Genomic DNA, 16,237 nt, shown 5'->3' on the forward strand with positions numbered 1-16,237 from the left:
GCATGGGTCTTCGCGCCCCAAGGCCAATCGCTGTGCGATTGGGATTGTTGCTGGTCTTACAGCAACCTTTCTAGGTTTCGGATGCGTGAGTGCGCGAGATCAGGCACCGACCGCGGATGAGAAAGAGGCCTGCATGGAGGACGTCTTCCGCCTATGCAGCAGCCAGATACCGGATCGGGCCGCCATCACTGCGTGTCTCAGGGCCAAGCAGGCGAGCCTGAGCCACCAATGCCGCTACGTGATGTCAACGCGAGACACGACCAAAGGAAAAGCTGACTCCCGATGAAGTGCGACAGGGCAGCCCGTATCTCCGGGCGCCTTCGGTTCGGGGAGCTCCTCCAGAGCCACGCCTGACGGAGACTGCTCGCCGGCACGGGCGTTCGGGACGAACGACCCGCTCTCGCAACCAATGGACTATCTGATTTCACGCATTGATTCGGAACGGCGAATGCACACACTCCCCTTCGATACGGTTCTGATCGCCAACAGGGGCGAGATCGCCGTCCGAATTATCAAGACATTACGCAAGCTGGGACTTCGGTCCGCAATCGTCTATCACGAGATCGATGCGCAAACTCCCGCCATCGCCATGGCCGACGCAGCGATTGAGGTCAGCGCTCGCATGCCGATCGCGGCCTACCTGGATATCGCGCAGATCATCGCCGCGGCCCGCAAGGCGAACGCCGGCGCGCTACATCCGGGTTACGGCTTTCTCTCCGAAAATGCGCAGTTCGCCAGGGCGGTGATACAGGCCGGAATGGCGTTCATCGGACCCACTCCCGAGACCATAGAACTCATGGGCGATAAGATCCGGGCCCGCAACTTCGTGCAGCGGAACGGATTTCCGGTCGCCCCCTCTGCGATTGAGGAGGATGATCCGGCGACGTTTGTTTCCAAAGCGCGGGCTATCGGCGCGCCCCTGCTGGTCAAACCGTCGGCAGGCGGTGGCGGCAAGGGCATGCGGATCGTGCGCGATCTCGATACCCTGGAAGACGCTATTGACCTGTCGCGGAGCGAGGGCCGGCGATACTTCGGCGATGGCCGGCTCTACGTCGAGCGATATGTCGAAGACCCACGGCACATCGAGGTTCAGGTGCTTGGCGACGCCTTCGGAAACGTGGTGCATTTGTTCGAGCGCGAATGTTCTGTCCAGCGTCGCTTCCAAAAAATCATCGAAGAATCGCCCTCTCCAGCGCTGTCACCAGAATTGCGGGAGCGGATCTGCGAAACCGCGGTCGGCATCGCCCGCGCCGCGAACTACCAGAACGCAGGGACCGTCGAGTTCATTTTCGGCCGAGGTGAGTTTTATTTTCTGGAGATGAACACCCGCCTGCAAGTTGAGCACCCTGTGACGGAGATGGCCACCGGCATAGATCTTGTTGCCCAACAGATCTATGCGGCCGCGGGCCGAGAACTCGACTTCTCGCAATCGGCCATAGTCTCGGACGGACACGCGATCGAAGTCAGGCTGTATGCAGAAGCTCCCGAGCGCGGATACGTTCCGACGACCGGCAAGGTACTGCTTCTGGAGTACCCGCACGGCGTGCGCATCGACAGCGGTATCCTGCAAGGTCAGCACATCACGACGGCATTCGATCCGATGCTCGCCAAGATTATATCTCATGCTCCGACGCGCATGGATGCCGTGACAAAGGCCCATCGGGCGGTTCAGGAACTGGTGCTTCTCGGCTGCGAGACGAATGCCGGCTTTCTCGCCCGCATTCTCGCCGACGAAGCATTTCTCGGCGGACAATTCCATACCGGATACCTTGAACAGAACCCGCACATCGCAGTGGGCAATACTTCTGACGGCTTGTCCGCCTTCCTGGCATCGGCAGCCCTTTTGACGCGAACCGTCCGTGATTCGGCCGATGCTATCCCTGATCTTCACGCAGCAATCGGCAGTTGGAGAAATTGACGTGTATCACACTTTCGAGGTTGATGGCGTCGACCACAAGCTGTGGCTTTCACCCTGCCGGCAAGGGTACCGTCTTCACCTAACTGACCAGGTGATTGCTCCGGTCAAGTTCGTCTATCACAACGACAGTTGCGGTCTGCTGACCATTGCCGGCGAAGCCGAGCCAGTCCGCTTCGTCGTCGACGGTGATGTCATTCACGTTCTCATTCGCGGCAGGACGCGTACCTTGCGCTACCGCGACCCACTGCGAACGCTCGCTTCCGTAGCTGGACAGGACAATTCCCTTGTGGCCCGCGCGCCGATGCCGGGCGTGGTTGTAACGACCACGGTATCACCGGGCCAATCGGTCTCCGCGGGCATGGCGCTGATGATGATCGAGAGCATGAAGTTGGAAACCATCATACGCTGCCCGCAGGACGGTGTCGTCGATCGAATTCACTTCGAGGAAGGGGACAGCTTCGAGCGGGACGCAGTGCTGGTCACGCTGACCAAGGAAGGACGCTGACATGCAGCGGATCACTTCTGTTCTGAAGGTCAACTCGCACGAATTCCGCAACAACGAGCTCCACAACAGACGCCTTGCGGACGAATTGAAGGAGCGGCAGCGTGCTGCCCGCTTCCAGAGGCCGGAGCGAGAGCTCGAGCGCTTGCGTCGCCAGAATAAGCTCTTTGTTCGAGATCGGGTCGAAGCGTTGCTCGATCCACACACGCCGTTCCTTGAATTTTCGACGTTAGCCGCCAACAAGGCTTACGAGGGCGAGGTACCCGGTGCAGCCCAGGTGGTCGGCATCGGCATCGTAGCAGGTCGCGAGGTGATTGTTCACGCCGATGATGCCAGCGTCAAGGGCGGGGCATGGTATCCGCTCTCCGTCAAGAAGATCGTGCGAGCGTTGGACATAGCCATCGAAAATCGCTTGCCGGTGGTCCATCTATGCGACTGCGCCGGCGGATTCCTGCCGTTGCAGGCCGAGTTTTTTGCAGATCGCTACCACGCTGGTCGAATTCTGCGCAATCAATCGATCCTGTCCAAGATGGGAGTACCGCAAGTCGCCATTGCGATGGGCCACTGCACGGCGGGAGGCGCCTATGTCCCCGCACTCAGCGACTACAACATTATCGTTGAGGGAACGGGAGCGATTTTTCTTGGCGGCCCACCGGTCGTGAAGGCCGCCACCGGCGAAAATGTATCGGTTGAGGAGCTTGGCGGAGCCCACATGCATACCGGCGTGTCGGGCACGAGCGACTACCTCGCAAGCTCCGAGATGCATGCGATCGCAATTGCCCGCGACATCGTGGCTCACCTTAAGCGTCCCGCCAAGGCGTCGATTGATCGAACTGCCCCGGAGCCGCCCCTCTACGATCCGTGCGAACTGTATGGCATCATTCCCAAGGATCCCCGTGTCCAGTTCGACATGCGGGAGATTGTCGCTCGACTGGTTGATGGCAGCAGATTCCACGAATACCAGCCGCGCTTTGGTACATCGCTGGTGTGCGGCTTCGCGCGGCTTCATGGCTATCAAATTGGCGTAATCGCAAACAACGGCGTTTTGTTCAACGAAAGCGCATTGAAGGGTGCTCATTTCATCCAGCTGTGCGACCGCAACCGCACGCCACTGCTTTTTCTGCAGAATGTCACGGGCTTCATGGTCGGCCGCGAGTACGAACGGCGCGGTATTACCAAGGATGGCGCCAAGCTCATCATGGCGATGTCCGGCGCGTCGGTGCCAAAATTGACCGTCATTTGCAATGGCTCACACGGCGCAGGTACTTACGCGATGGCGGGACGCGCTTTCGATCCCCGTTTTGTGTTCACTTGGCCGCAAGCTCAGATCTCTGCGATGGGCGCCGAGCAAGCGGCCGGCGTGCTCACTCATGTCAAGGCAAGGCAATTGGCCCGCGAGGGCGGTCGTCTGTCGGAGCAGGAGCTGGAAACCATTCGCGAACCGATTCTCGAAGAGTATCGGGAGCGTTCCAGCGCCTACTATGCAACCTCTGAAATCTGGGACGACGGCATTCTTGATCCGATCGATACCAGAAGCGCGCTCGCGGTTGCCCTGAGTGCTTCGTTAAGTGCTCCAATTGAAGCACCGCATTACGGCGTATTCCGAATGTAGCGGCGGATCTGGGTAGGCGGTGCCGCTGGATGCGACCTTCGGTTCGCGAGGGCGGCACGGTCGATGCGTCAGGCGGAATGCAGCGATGAACGGATCGCCAAGCTATCCGCACGCGGCTTGTCGAACGTGCCTGCAATTTGTCTGCAGCGTCGCGACGTCGTTCGCAGCGCGCCGACACAGCAGAACCGGCGTCGGTCAGACCGGAAAGCCGGCCACCGCCTTGATGATCCACCTCTCCGTTTCGCTCCCCGTATCACAATTTTCATTTGGCGACCTCGGTCGGATGATGACCTACTCGAACGGCACCAGTCCAGCCCACCGATCAGATTGCAACGTTCGCGACCACCCTTGCGCTTTGCACCGACCCACCGCCAGATTGGAATGGAAGGGCTTGAATTTGACGTAACGTCAGGTTGTAGCTTTCACAGCGCTCCTGGGATCAAGCTAACACCGCGCATCCGTCGAAGGCGCGTCAGCTGAGTCTATGTTCGGGTGACGGGTAGCTCGCCACTTCCGTCATCAGACCAGGAGATGAGGCCGGCTAGCCGATCGATGGGGCTGCATGCGCATACGGCTAATTGGGACAACTAGGCACGCTCTGGAGCACGATGGACGTCCTCAAATCGATCATTGGCAAACTCGCCAGCGGTGCCACCCTGACCCGCGAGGAGACTGCGATCGCCTTCGACATCATCATGTCAGGCCAGGCGACGCCCTCGCAGATCGGCGGACTGTTGCTGGCAATGCGGGTGCGCGGCGAGACGGTGGAAGAAGTCACCGGGGCGGCGTCAGCGATACGAAGCAAAATGCTGTCGGTGAGCGTACCGGGCGATCCCGTCGACATCGTGGGCACGGGTGGCGATGCTTCTAGCTCGCTCAACGTGTCGACATGCGCCTCCTTTATCGTTGCCGGCGCCGGCGTTCCCGTGGCCAAGCACGGCAACCGCGCGGTGTCCTCGCGATCAGGCGCCGCGGACGTTTTGGCGCGCCTTGGCGTGAAGATTGACCTCAAGCCGGAAGCCGTTGGTCGTTGTCTGCACGAGGCCGGCATAGGTTTCATGTTTGCGCCGACCCATCACCCGGCCATGCAGCGCGTTAGACAAATTCGGACCGCACTTGGCACCCGCACGATCTTTAATCTGATCGGACCACTATCCAATCCTGCTGGGGTCAAGCGGCAGATCGTCGGAGTATTTTCGCGCCAGTGGGTGCAGCCTTTGGCGCAGGTGTTGAAGACTCTCGGCGCTACGTCGGTGTGGGTGGTTCACGGCTCAGACGGGCTCGATGAGATCACTCTCACCGGCTCCACATTTGTTGCCGCGCTTGATGCGGGTGCGATCCGCACCTTCGAAGTAGCGCCCGAAGACGCTGGTCTGGCCCGCTGTGACGTCGGTTCACTGAAAGGCAGCGACGCCGATGCCAATGCGGTAGCGCTCAAAGGCGTACTCGATGGCAAACCAGGCTCCTATCGCGACGTCGCGCTTCTAAATGCCTCCGCGGCGTTGATCGTAGCCGGCCGGGCTGCGACTTTGGAGGAGGGCGTTGCGCTCGGCCAGCGCTCGCTTGACAGCGGCGCCGCGGCCGCACGATTGAAACGTCTGATAGCGGTCTCCAACGCTTAACTGCCGAGCCGACCGATGTCCGATATTCTGACCAGGATCGAGTCTTATAAGCGCAAGGAAATTGCAGCTGCCAAACGGGCGTTACCGCTTCCGGACGTCGAGGCACTCGCGAAGCGAGCGCAGCCTCCCCGAGGCTTTGTCGATGCGATCCGCAATAAGCAGGCTTCCGGCGAGCATGCTCTCATAGCCGAGATCAAGAAGGCCTCGCCTTCCAAGGGTTGCATTCGTGGCGACTTCGACGCTCCTGCGCTCGCGCAAGCCTATGAGGTGGGTGGCGCAGCCTGCCTCTCTGTCCTGACCGATACGCCATCGTTCCAGGGACATCTCGATTTCATGGTGGCGGCGCGTAGCCAGACAACTCTTCCGGTGCTGCGGAAGGACTTCATGTTCGATACCTATCAGGTGGCCGAGGCACGCGCCCATGGCGCCGACTGCATCCTGATCATCATGGCAGCGCTGGAGGCCGCTGCCGCGCGCGATATCGAAGCCGCTGCCCTAACGCACGGCATGGACGTGCTGGTCGAGATCCACGACGTCGCGGAACTCGACCGTGCTCTCATCCTTCGCTCACCGATGATCGGCATCAATAATCGCAATTTGCGCACGTTCGAAACCACGCTCTCAACGAGCGAGACCCTGGCACCGCTCATCCCGAAAGATCGTCTGATCGTCTCGGAAAGCGGCATACTCGGGCCCGGCGATCTTACGAGGCTTTCGCGTGTTGGGATTTCGACCTTCCTGGTCGGTGAGAGCTTGATGCGGCAAGCTGATGTACGCACCGCAACACGTTCGCTGCTGGCGCCGATGGCAGCCATTACAACTTAGTGAAAGACACGCAGTGCGTCAAAGGAGACAATCGACGATGTCATGGCAAACGCTGGAAGTTCTCGGATCGATCGCGAAGATAGAACACATTATTCGAAAGTTTCGAGAACTGATCGATACAGATGGCTCGATCCCGCCGGAGCTGCGGGGCACGCTGCACATCACGCTCGATGAGCATCTGTGCGCGGCAAAACAGCGCGTTCTGGATACGCAACCGGTGCGATGATGCCCCTTATACGAAGAGAAACACGAACGGCGGTCCAATATCGGAATCGGCCTCACATGGCGCCGCCAAACACTTGCAGACCTGGCAGGCGCGCTCTGATGCCGATTGCCGCCAGAAGGCGGTCATGAGCCCGTACGCCGAACCGCGAGTTCGAGAACGGCCACCACGGCACTCTCCGCGCGGCGAATGAGACAGCCAACTCGACGCCCCTTTACAGGCCAATCATCATGAGCTGCCGGTCCCCTTTCAAGATGCACGATATTCCGTCGGTCCAGGCGATCGAGTTCCGCCAGGCTATGCGAAATCTGGCGAGTGGCGTCGCGATTGTGACGACTGGAGCGGCCGTCAGGCGGCGCGGGTTAACAGTCAGTTCTGTGACTTCGATCTGCATGGAGCCTCCCTGTCTTCTGGTCGCCATTAACGCCAGTTCCGAGACGCATGACGCGATATTCGCCAACAACAGTTTTGGAGTGAGTTTTCTGTGCAGCGATCAGGAAGACCTTGCGCTGCGGTTTGGGGGGCGGGATGGCGCGAAAGGAGTTCACCGTTTCGTTTCGGCGCAGTGGAATCAGGGTATTCTCGACGTACCGCTTTTGCAAAGCGCGATGTTTACGCTCGAGTGCATCTTGCATGACCATAAGAGGATTGGCACGCATACCATCTTTGTCGGACGAATTGTCGCGACCCGGCCAGGCCAGGGCGATCCGTTGATCAACTTCCGCGGTACGCTTCGAACCATACCGGAAGATTGAATGCATTTTGCACGCAAGAGGCGGACGAGCAGCCGGCTCAATCACGTTGAAGACCGCAATGAGGACCGGAGCAAATGATCATAGAATACTCACCCGAAAGCGGCGTACAGTTGGTGGATCCTTTGGACTTTGGCGGATTCAAACTCGTGCTGAAGGGCTCACTTGCTCTAACACTCAAGCCTTGAGGGGCATCACCCTCGTTGACAAAGGCAATGCGCTTGTCCCTGTCGACTTGGTGCCTACGCTGTCCGGTTGCCCCAAGGAAAGCAAAGCCTGGCAAGTGGCCTATGGCAAGATGGTGGCGAGCGCTCGCGAGTACGGCTGGATTGACGTCGACGCGGATGCGATTCGCGCACACATCGAAAGAAGGTCCTAAGGTCGGAGACGCTATCGCTCATTTCGAGAGCGAGTCAGATCTGTCCTGCATGATTTGCGTCGACACCTACCAACGTTGACAGCTCCGTTCCTGCCGGCAAGTAAGTAACATCAGTTTCCGCCGACAGGGCCACTCTCGGCCGGTAACGGGTTGCGAGCGGAACGTATCGTCGCGGGACATCATGGTTGGGACCAGGCGAATCGTATCATGATCTCGTGCCCGCAATGACAATCTCATTTCACAGGCGGCGACAACATCCATGTCGAGCAACCGGTTCCAATCAGGCGCGATCCTCGACGGCATCCGCCGCTGGGTCGAGATCGAGTCGCCGACCGAACGGCCCGATCAGGTCAACAAGCTCGCCGACCTCGTCGCCTCAAGCTATCGCGATCTGCCGGCCACCGTGGAACGTATCGCCGGGCGCGACGGCCGCGGCGATCACCTGGTCGCGCGCTCGTCCTGGGGCCAGGAAGCGCCGGGCATCCTGGTGCTGAGCCATCTCGACACCGTGCACCCGATGGGCTTCATCGAACGGCTGCCGTTCAGGATCGACGGCGACAGCGCGTTCGGCCCCGGCATCTACGACATGAAGGGCGGCGCTTATCTCGCCTATCACGCCTTCCGGCAAATCTGCGCCGACGATGCACGCGCGCCGCTCGGCATCACCCAGCTTTACGTCTCCGACGAAGAAGTCGGCAGCCCGACCTCGCGGGCGCTGATCGAGGCCGAGGGCCGCAAGGCCAAATACGTGCTGGTCACCGAACCAGCGCGCGCCGGCGGCAAGATCGTCACCGGGCGCAAGGGCGTCGCGCGGTTCGACGTGTTCATCAAGGGCGCGCCGGCGCATGCCGGAGCGTCCCCCGAGGGAGGTCGCAGTGCGATCCGCGAGCTCGGCAACGTGATCCAGACGCTAGAGTCGATGAACGACCTCGAGCGCGGCATCACCGTCAATGTCGGCGTGGTCCGCGGCGGCACCAAGCCGAACGTGATCGCCGAAGAGGCCTATGCCGAAGTCGACCTGCGCGTTCCGACGATGGCCGACGCCGACGAGTTGGTGTCGAAGATCCTCGGGATCACATCGCGCACCGAGGGCGTCACCGTGACGGTGGCGGGCGAGCTCAATCGTCCGCCTTATGAGAAGAGCAATTCCGGCACCGCGCTCTACGAGCACGCCAGGACGGTCGCCGCCGAGCTCGGCTTCGATCTGCTCGATGTCTTCACCGGCGGCGGCTCCGACGGCAATTTCACCGCGCCGCACACCGCGACCCTCGACGGTCTCGGCGTCGACGGCAAGGGTGCGCATACCCATTACGAGCAGCTCTATATCTCCTCGCTCGAGCCGCGCGCGCGGCTCCTGCATCGCCTCTATCAGACGCTGCGATGATCGCTGCTCCACGCGATGCCGGCGACCATGACGCGCCCAGGGGACGACCGGACAACGCGGACGCTAGTGCGGGAAACACCAGAAGGCGACGTGCCTTTCGCTCGTCGCGACTAGCCTGACTTACGACCGCCGAGCACTCGTTTTGACCATCGCAGGTTACGCAGCAAATCGTGCACGGTTGTGTCCTGGAATTCGCTACCGCCGTCCCAGCACACACGAGCGGCGAACGGACTGCTTCGGGCTCGCGCCAAAGGGTTGGGATCATCCAGCTTTCTTGTCGCGTTTCCCACGTCCGGTTGTAGATATTCCACATGACCAGCTCCGAGGGACTTGAATCGCACGTAACGTTAAATTGTACGTTCTTGAGGTGGCCAGTCTTTGACTTGCATCGAGGTAAGGATTCCGAATGCCCCAAATTGAAAGACTGACGCCACGAGATCTCATCTTGACACTGGATCCCGACATCGAGCTTGCCGACATGGTGATGCATCGATCGTCAACTGCGGCGCCGTTATTGGCGAACGATAGTGAAAGACAGGGCAATCCAGAACCGAGGCCATATGCCCGCTGCGATCGGCATCGCCTGAGAGATTCTGCGCGGGTCCACCGTTTCACACATCCGAACACAAGCACCTTTGCCAGCCGACGTGCGCCTCGAAACGAGTTTGGCGAACATGCCGCTCACAGCGGTCGATGAGCAATGGTATGGTGCTGCTATCGCGCAAATCCATGACGATCGGTCTTACTGTGGAGATTTTCAACCGCGTTAGGTTGAAAGGGCCGCTCTGCATAAGCGGCGCTTCGATTGCTTGGCAGATCGGAGCAGCAAAGTGAAAAAACCCGATGGCGCCAGGAAGGTTCTCTTGATCGACCATACTGAGGGGCAATGCCGGGCCATTGTCGGTTTCAAAGATGAGGATGAGAGAGAGGCGTATATGTGCGGCGAACCTGTACTTAGAAAGCCGGGCAAGAAGATTTCGTCGTGGTGCGCCTATCATTACGGACAGATGCACTCAACATCCGTTGAGCAACCCTCAGCGCGAAATGAAGCGTCCGGATCACCAGCTCTCGAGGGCCCTTCACCGAAACGATTGTAACATCGTTTGACTGGCATTCACTGAGACAGTCTGACGATCGTCCGCATCTGAGATGCCTATCAACACAATAGCATCACCATCAACAGACTTTCCAAAGAATTTCAGGAAGGGCCTGATCGCGCATGGACCGATCCAGGGGAACGGAAATGAATCTCGCAACACTGATTGAGCGTAATGCGGCGTTCGCTCCCAACAGGCCGGCGATCCATTTCGAGGGCGAGACTTTAAGTTATGCGGCCTTCAATCAACGGATCGGGCAGATCGCTGGCGCCTTGAAAAGCCGGCTCGGTGTGGATAAAGGCGACCGGGTCGCGATTCTCAGCTTCAACCGGCCTGACTATCTGGCGCTGCTTTATGCCTGTGCACGGCTCGGAGCCATGGTCGTGCCGTTGAATTGGCGCCTTGCTGTCACCGAGCAGCTCTTCATCCTGTCCGACGCCGGGGCCAAGGTGCTGCTTCTCGAGCAGGCGTTCGACGGTCTGCTGCCCGCACTTGCACAGAAATCGCCTGATACCGCCGTTGTCGGGTTGGATTTTGCGCCTCCCGGCGGCAGCAAGTGGGACAGCCTGCTGGACCGTGCCCCCGGCGATGGTCGCAATCCGGGTGCGGACCTCTCCTGCCCGCTTCTCATTGTTTACACCTCCGGCACCACCGGTCGGCCGAAAGGCGCCGTGCTACGGCAGGACGCGTTGCTGTGGAATGGGGTCATGAGTCAGCACATGCATGACCTCAGTTCGTCGGATCATGTCTTGACAGTATTGCCGCTGTTTCACGTTGGCGGCCTCAATATCCAGACAACGCCAGCCTTGCACAATGGCGCGACCATCACTCTCCACGCGCGGTTTACGCCGGAGGCGACGCTCGCTGCATTTGAGCGCGATCGGCCGACGCTTGCGGCATTGGTGCCGGCAGCGATTCAGGCCCTCACAAACCATCCATCATGGCCGACGACGGACTTGTCCTCGCTGAAAGCAATTTGCACCGGCTCAACGATGGTGCCGCGGCATCTTACCGACCGTTTTGCCGCGCGGGGGGTGCCGGTTCTGGAGGTTTACGGTTCGACGGAGACCTGCCCCATTGCTGTCTATACGAAGCTTGGCGGCGATCCTGCGCACGAGGGTTCGAGCGGCTTGCCCGGTCTATGCTGTGAAGCAGCGATCATCAATGATGCCGGCACCACGGTGCCCCCGGATAGCCCAGGCGAGATCGTGGTGCGCGGCCCCAACGTCTTCTGCGGATATTGGGGTGACAAACAAGCAACCGAGGCGGCCCTACATGGCGGGTGGTATCGCACCGGCGACATCGGACGACGCGATGGTGATGGGTATTTTTGGATCCAAGATCGCAAGAAGAATCTGATCATTTCCGGTGGGGAGAATATCTCTCCTGCCGAAGTTGAGCGTGTGCTCAGGGAGCATGGCGACGTCGCGGACTGCGCCGTTGTCGGTCGTCCGGACCCACGCTGGGAGGAAGTTCCTGTCGCTTATGTGATCAAACGAGCTGGAGCACAAATTGAGGCTGAAGCGCTGATCGCCCATCTGCGATCGCAACTCGCCGGCTTTAAGGTGCCGCGCGAGATCATTTTCACAGAAGAATTGCCGCGAACGGCGCTGGGTAAGGTCCAGCACTTCATGCTGAAGCAACTCGGTACGCGATCACCACAGCAAGGCGATAACAATTGAACTCCGTCACCTGGAATCGGCACGGCATCCCTCAACCAGGCACGGACGACGTTCATTCTCGCCGCGATGAAAGTCGCGGCGATCAAAAAGACCACGCGAATTTGCGGCTAGGTGTTTGTCGTCACGGATGGCGGCCCTCTGCGGCCAACAAAGCCAAAAGCGCCCGAGACAGCTGATGCCTCAGATCCTCATCATGAACGCCGGTACGGCTCAAATGTCGGGGACCGACTTGACGGCGATCCAGCTTTCGCTTGCCGCGAAGTCGGCCTGGCGCTCGGTGTGGCTGGCACAGGAGGGTGACTTGATTGTCTCGCCGATCCCCATCCCAGCAGATCTGCTGTCATTCGTTGGCTCGACGCTTAAGTTCGATCCTGCGAGCCTGCTGCTGTTTGTTCCTGAGGGCGCGCACGACCATCCGGTCCTTTGTGATGTCACCCTACAGTCCGATGCTGTTGTCGAACGAATAAGCCACATCGTTCGTCAGAATACACATTGGAAGATATCCGCCTGCTACGCAACTGAAGGTGTTGCCCGGCTGGCCGCCGTGCTCGGCATAGCCAAGGACGGGGACAAGTTCGCTCTTCAGCGAGGGCCCGACCTACTGAATCGCAAGAGCCACTTTCGTCAGTTGGCAACGAGTGTCGCCCTTCCGTTGGCCAATGGATGCGTAGCGACGAGCTCGGACGAACTCCTCGCAGCCGTTACCCGCCTGAGGTCTGAGACCGGCAACGTGATCCTAAAACTGGACAACGGAGCCGGCGGCGCGGGGAATATCGTCCTAACCAGCAAGAAGACCACGCCGCTCCCCGGCGCAAGAGAAACTCGGCGAGTCCATTGGCCGACGTTTGATCCCGATGCAGTTTGGTCCGAGATGACAACACCGTCATGCAGGACGCTGGTTGTTGAATCGTACCACCTGGCTCGGTCCATGTTCTACCTCGAGTTCGAGATCGAGGAAAAAGGTGCAATCACATACGTCAATAGTGGAGACATCCGTCTGCGTCGAAGCAAAGATCGGTCGGAAAGAGCTCTCGTCTGGACCGGACTCGAGCTTCCAAGTGACATGAGCAATCGTCAACGCTCGATCGCTCACGCTCACGCCTATCGATTTGCAGAGTTGGCGCGGACCTTGGGGTACCGCGGCTTGATCAACATCGACGCCATCTTCTCGACGGACGGTCGACTGCTGTTCAATGAGGCGAACGGCCGGTGGGGTGGAGGCTCGGTGTTGCACAGCATCGCAGCCCGGCTGCTCGGTTCCGACTATTCTGATTCCTACGTGGTTTCGTCTGTACGGGACGTTCGATCAAGCTCCCTGCGAGCTGCAATTGACCATTTCGCCAAGAGGGGATGGCTGTTCGACGACACACGCAAGGAAGGGCTCATTCCGCTCGCCGCCGACCAAGATGCAGGCACGGTAGAGTGTCTGGTGATCGCGCACGACAGGCTGTCGGCTCGCAATTTGCAGTATCGACTACCGAGATAATCCGATTTGGATCACGGCGACTCTTTCCGAGGTTGAGCACGAACGCCCACAAATCGGGTATCTACCGCTGGGTCGTGCCTGCTTGATCTGTCTGGCCCCGGTCGTCAAAGCGTTGGGGCAAGTAGTATTTTGGCCAATTAAGAAAAGGGCGCCGCCTAAGCGGGGCCTTCAAAATTTAGGCGTATGCGCGGGCTAGTTCGTATTGAGCCGTCAGGGCATCAATTGGAATGTTCCACTCCTTGCTAATGGTGCGGATCATTTCCAGCGTTAGAGGTCGAATTCGGTTCAGTATTTCAGATGCGCGATTGCGCCCGATAAGATTGCCGAGTTCGGCTTGAGATTTGCCCATAGACTCAATCGCAAAATGGAGAACGTCTACCGGGTCGCCGCGAGGCGTGGAAAAGTGCCCATCCTCGTACTCCTTAATAAGTGAGGAAAGGACTTCGAAACGATCACCATCGGGCGTGCCTGGAGCGGGCTCTGCCTCGAAATAACGGGTTACTTCGCGGATCGCCCAGTCGTAGTCCTGTTCGTTGTGGAGAGGCCTTACGTCCATCATCACACAGTCTCCGCATTAATTCCGTTGTACTCGTCGTGCGTGCCTACAAACTTGATCAGGCCGGTTTTGAACTTGTAGGAGAAATGGACCACGAGGCGGTACTTGTTGCCGCCGATATCGAAAATGGCCCGATTATCTCCAACAAAGTCCACATTGTTCCCAAATGCCGTCTTCAGGTCTGCTGGGCCACCCCAGTTACCTTTGGAAACGATTTCGTACCAAGTTCCCAAAGGGGTCTCTGCTTGGGGGTACCGCTCCCAAAAGACTTTGAGCGCCCTCCTCGCTATTACGTTCATTGCCATAGCATGTTCCCAATATGGGATCAATTTAAAAATTCCCAACGTGGGAACGGTTTTCGTGGGTTTCGTGGCGGCCTCTTGTAATGTTGATTTTTGTGACCTACTTGTAGGGCGAGAAAATCAACATCGAGGGCTCTATGGATATCGTCCAAGCCATCATACTGCGCGAGCCTTGGGAAGTGACGCCTAGGTTGCAGGAACTAACTCTCCACAAGAATAAGTTGCTAGAGGTTCGTGATATTGCAGTGCACGAAAGGGCCAATGCGACGGCGTTCCATGCCGCCAACGCACCCGGCACGTTCTCATATCACCACGGCATTTGGGCGCTCCGACACCGCTTCGTCGGAGCCGATTGGCGAGTGGATCGGACCAATGGGGTAGAAACGATCCGGAACGACAGACTCAAACTGGTGGTGAGTTTCTGCAACGTCGATCTTGCCTGCGTGGATTTCCATAAACCTCAACCAAGAACGAAGAAAGGAAGCGGTGTTGAGCGAGCATCCGAGCCCGGATTGTTCGAGCAGCTTCCCCAGTATGCGCCGCGTCCCAAAGGGGAATGGCAGTTCTTTTACCTTATGGTCGATGAAAACGGGGCGGCTGAGTTATCTAGGCCTGTGGTGAAAGGCGGTGGATTCACAGCCATGATCGAGCGCATCTATCTTTCCTACGGAGCTGACGACGATGGGACTGGGCTCCTGCAAGATACACCGGACGCGCCCGTCGAATTTGATCCGCAGATTGCGCGCAAGCTCTGAGTAAGTAGATGTTCAATCCTAGGAGGCTCAGCCTTGCGCGAATGCGCAGAAGGCTGACAGCGCGAGCGCTTGCGGAAAAGACAGGGCTAGCCGAGTTAACAATATCTCGGCTGGAGAAGGGCACCAACGTGCCTGATGCCGCAACATTCGACAAACTTGTGCAGGCTTTAGAGTTTCCGCGTGAGTTTTTCCTCGACCGTGATCCGGAAGAAATTGACACAGGCGCGGTTAGCTTTCGCAGCTTCACTAAAATGAGCGCGAAGGAGCGCGATGCGGCTATTGCCGCTGGCACGATGGGCTTGCAGTTGAGCGCATGGGTAGAAGAGCGCTTTCAGCTTCCCCAGCCGAGTTTGATAGATCTAAGCTATGAGACCGAGCCGGAATCCGCTGCTGCGGCGCTTCGTCAGCACTGGGGACTGGGCGAGCGCCCAATAGCCAACATGCTGGCCCTTCTGGAAACCAAAGGAGTGCGGATTTTTTCCCTTGCCGAGAACACCGCGTCAGTCAATGCGTTCTCATTCTGGCGAGATAATAAGCCGTATATTTTCCTGAACAATTTCAAGACAGCGGAAAGCAGTATTTTTGACTCGGCTCACGAGCTTGGCCATCTCGTAATGCACAAGCACGGTGACCCTAAAGAAACGAGAGCTGCCGAACGAGAGGCCAACGGTTTCGCGTCCGCATTTTTGATGCCTTCAAGAGATGTGCGGGCCCAAGTTCAAAGACCAATCTCCACGCAGGCGATCTTAGGAGCGAAGTCCAGGTGGCGCGTTTCCGCGATGGCTCTCTCATATCGTCTGCATGCCTTAGGCATGCTGTCAGACTGGCGTTACAAGTCGATCATCATGGACTTGGGCAAATGGGGATATCGCGACGGAGAACCGAATGGCATTCAAAGAGAAACGTCAGCAATTTGGCGAAAGGTGCTTACACAGCTATGGAGCGAGAGAACTACGAAGAACGACATCGCAAAAAGCCTCCATTTGCCCCTTGATGAGCTTGAAGGACTGATTTGGAACCTAGCAGGTCCGGAGAGCCGTCCGGGAGAGAGGGAGTTGCGGGAAGTCAAGTAAATGAATTTTCACATTGACGCTAAGCATAAATACTCGGGGCATGAACAAGCTGTCGCTCCAAACCCGCGT

At 58.6% G+C, this 16,237-nt stretch carries 15 protein-coding genes; 12 read left to right on the forward strand and 3 right to left on the reverse strand.

The features are described 5' to 3' along the window. Positions 1 to 409: 409 nt before the first annotated feature. The 8 genes from MTX23_RS26030 to MTX23_RS26065 all read left to right on the forward strand — a co-directional run bounded on the left by MTX23_RS26030 (position 410) and on the right by MTX23_RS26065 (position 9,217). The gene (locus MTX23_RS26030) at positions 410 to 1,918 is read left to right on the forward strand and encodes a biotin carboxylase N-terminal domain-containing protein (RefSeq protein WP_280973066.1); all 1,509 of its coding nucleotides are present in this window, start codon (positions 410 to 412) and stop codon (positions 1,916 to 1,918) included. Position 1,919: 1 nt separating this feature from the next. Then, positions 1,920 to 2,423 (forward strand): biotin/lipoyl-containing protein, encoded by a 504-nt coding sequence (locus tag MTX23_RS26035; protein WP_280973067.1) that lies wholly within the window; start codon positions 1,920 to 1,922, stop codon positions 2,421 to 2,423. 1 nt (position 2,424) lies between these two features. After that, the gene (locus MTX23_RS26040) at positions 2,425 to 4,032 is read left to right on the forward strand and encodes a carboxyl transferase domain-containing protein (RefSeq protein ID WP_280973068.1); all 1,608 of its coding nucleotides are present in this window, start codon (positions 2,425 to 2,427) and stop codon (positions 4,030 to 4,032) included. Between the two features lie 608 nt (positions 4,033 to 4,640). After that, complete coding sequence (gene trpD / locus MTX23_RS26045; RefSeq protein ID WP_280973069.1) at positions 4,641 to 5,654, forward strand: anthranilate phosphoribosyltransferase; 1,014 nt, start codon at positions 4,641 to 4,643, stop codon at positions 5,652 to 5,654. Between the two features lie 15 nt (positions 5,655 to 5,669). Continuing rightward, positions 5,670 to 6,479: an indole-3-glycerol phosphate synthase TrpC gene (trpC, locus tag MTX23_RS26050; RefSeq protein WP_280973070.1), complete on the forward strand. Its 810-nt coding sequence runs from the start codon at positions 5,670 to 5,672 to the stop codon at positions 6,477 to 6,479. A gap of 37 nt (positions 6,480 to 6,516) precedes the next feature. Then, positions 6,517 to 6,705: a hypothetical protein gene (locus tag MTX23_RS26055; RefSeq protein ID WP_280973071.1), complete on the forward strand. Its 189-nt coding sequence runs from the start codon at positions 6,517 to 6,519 to the stop codon at positions 6,703 to 6,705. A gap of 227 nt (positions 6,706 to 6,932) precedes the next feature. After that, the gene (locus MTX23_RS26060) at positions 6,933 to 7,457 is read left to right on the forward strand and encodes a flavin reductase family protein (RefSeq protein WP_280973072.1); all 525 of its coding nucleotides are present in this window, start codon (positions 6,933 to 6,935) and stop codon (positions 7,455 to 7,457) included. A 635-nt stretch (positions 7,458 to 8,092) separates the two neighbouring features. After that, complete coding sequence (locus tag MTX23_RS26065) at positions 8,093 to 9,217, forward strand: M20 family metallopeptidase (protein WP_280973073.1); 1,125 nt, start codon at positions 8,093 to 8,095, stop codon at positions 9,215 to 9,217. A gap of 611 nt (positions 9,218 to 9,828) precedes the next feature. On the opposite strand, the gene MTX23_RS26070 is transcribed toward MTX23_RS26065, so the two are convergent. Then, positions 9,829 to 10,230, reverse strand: coding sequence for a hypothetical protein (locus tag MTX23_RS26070; protein WP_280973074.1), 402 nt, complete (start codon positions 10,228 to 10,230; stop codon positions 9,829 to 9,831). Positions 10,231 to 10,460: 230 nt separating this feature from the next. On the opposite strand from MTX23_RS26070, the gene MTX23_RS26075 reads away from it, so the two are divergent. Both MTX23_RS26075 and MTX23_RS26080 read left to right on the forward strand, forming a co-directional pair. Further along, positions 10,461 to 11,996 (forward strand): AMP-binding protein, encoded by a 1,536-nt coding sequence (locus MTX23_RS26075; RefSeq protein ID WP_280973075.1) that lies wholly within the window; start codon positions 10,461 to 10,463, stop codon positions 11,994 to 11,996. A 175-nt stretch (positions 11,997 to 12,171) separates the two neighbouring features. Then, a complete protein-coding gene (locus MTX23_RS26080) occupies positions 12,172 to 13,482 on the forward strand; it encodes a hypothetical protein (RefSeq protein ID WP_280973076.1) in 1,311 nt (436 codons plus the stop codon). A gap of 175 nt (positions 13,483 to 13,657) precedes the next feature. On the opposite strand, the gene MTX23_RS26085 is transcribed toward MTX23_RS26080, so the two are convergent. Both MTX23_RS26085 and MTX23_RS26090 read right to left on the reverse strand, forming a co-directional pair. Further along, on the reverse strand, positions 13,658 to 14,041 hold the full coding sequence (locus MTX23_RS26085; RefSeq protein ID WP_348637516.1) for an XRE family transcriptional regulator: 384 nt from the start codon (positions 14,039 to 14,041) through the stop codon (positions 13,658 to 13,660). After that, positions 14,041 to 14,337, reverse strand: coding sequence for a type II toxin-antitoxin system HigB family toxin (locus MTX23_RS26090; RefSeq protein ID WP_280978196.1), 297 nt, complete (start codon positions 14,335 to 14,337; stop codon positions 14,041 to 14,043). The genes MTX23_RS26085 and MTX23_RS26090 overlap by 1 nt, the downstream gene beginning before the upstream one ends. A gap of 140 nt (positions 14,338 to 14,477) precedes the next feature. Here MTX23_RS26090 and MTX23_RS26095 point away from each other — a divergent pair, with 140 nt between their 5' ends. Both MTX23_RS26095 and MTX23_RS26100 read left to right on the forward strand, forming a co-directional pair. Continuing rightward, positions 14,478 to 15,095, forward strand: coding sequence for a hypothetical protein (locus tag MTX23_RS26095; RefSeq protein ID WP_280973077.1), 618 nt, complete (start codon positions 14,478 to 14,480; stop codon positions 15,093 to 15,095). A gap of 41 nt (positions 15,096 to 15,136) precedes the next feature. Next, positions 15,137 to 16,168, forward strand: coding sequence for an ImmA/IrrE family metallo-endopeptidase (locus tag MTX23_RS26100; RefSeq protein WP_280978197.1), 1,032 nt, complete (start codon positions 15,137 to 15,139; stop codon positions 16,166 to 16,168). Positions 16,169 to 16,237 lie beyond the last annotated feature (69 nt).

The organism is Bradyrhizobium sp. ISRA436 (assembly GCF_029910015.1).
Lineage (GTDB): Bacteria > Pseudomonadota > Alphaproteobacteria > Rhizobiales > Xanthobacteraceae > Bradyrhizobium.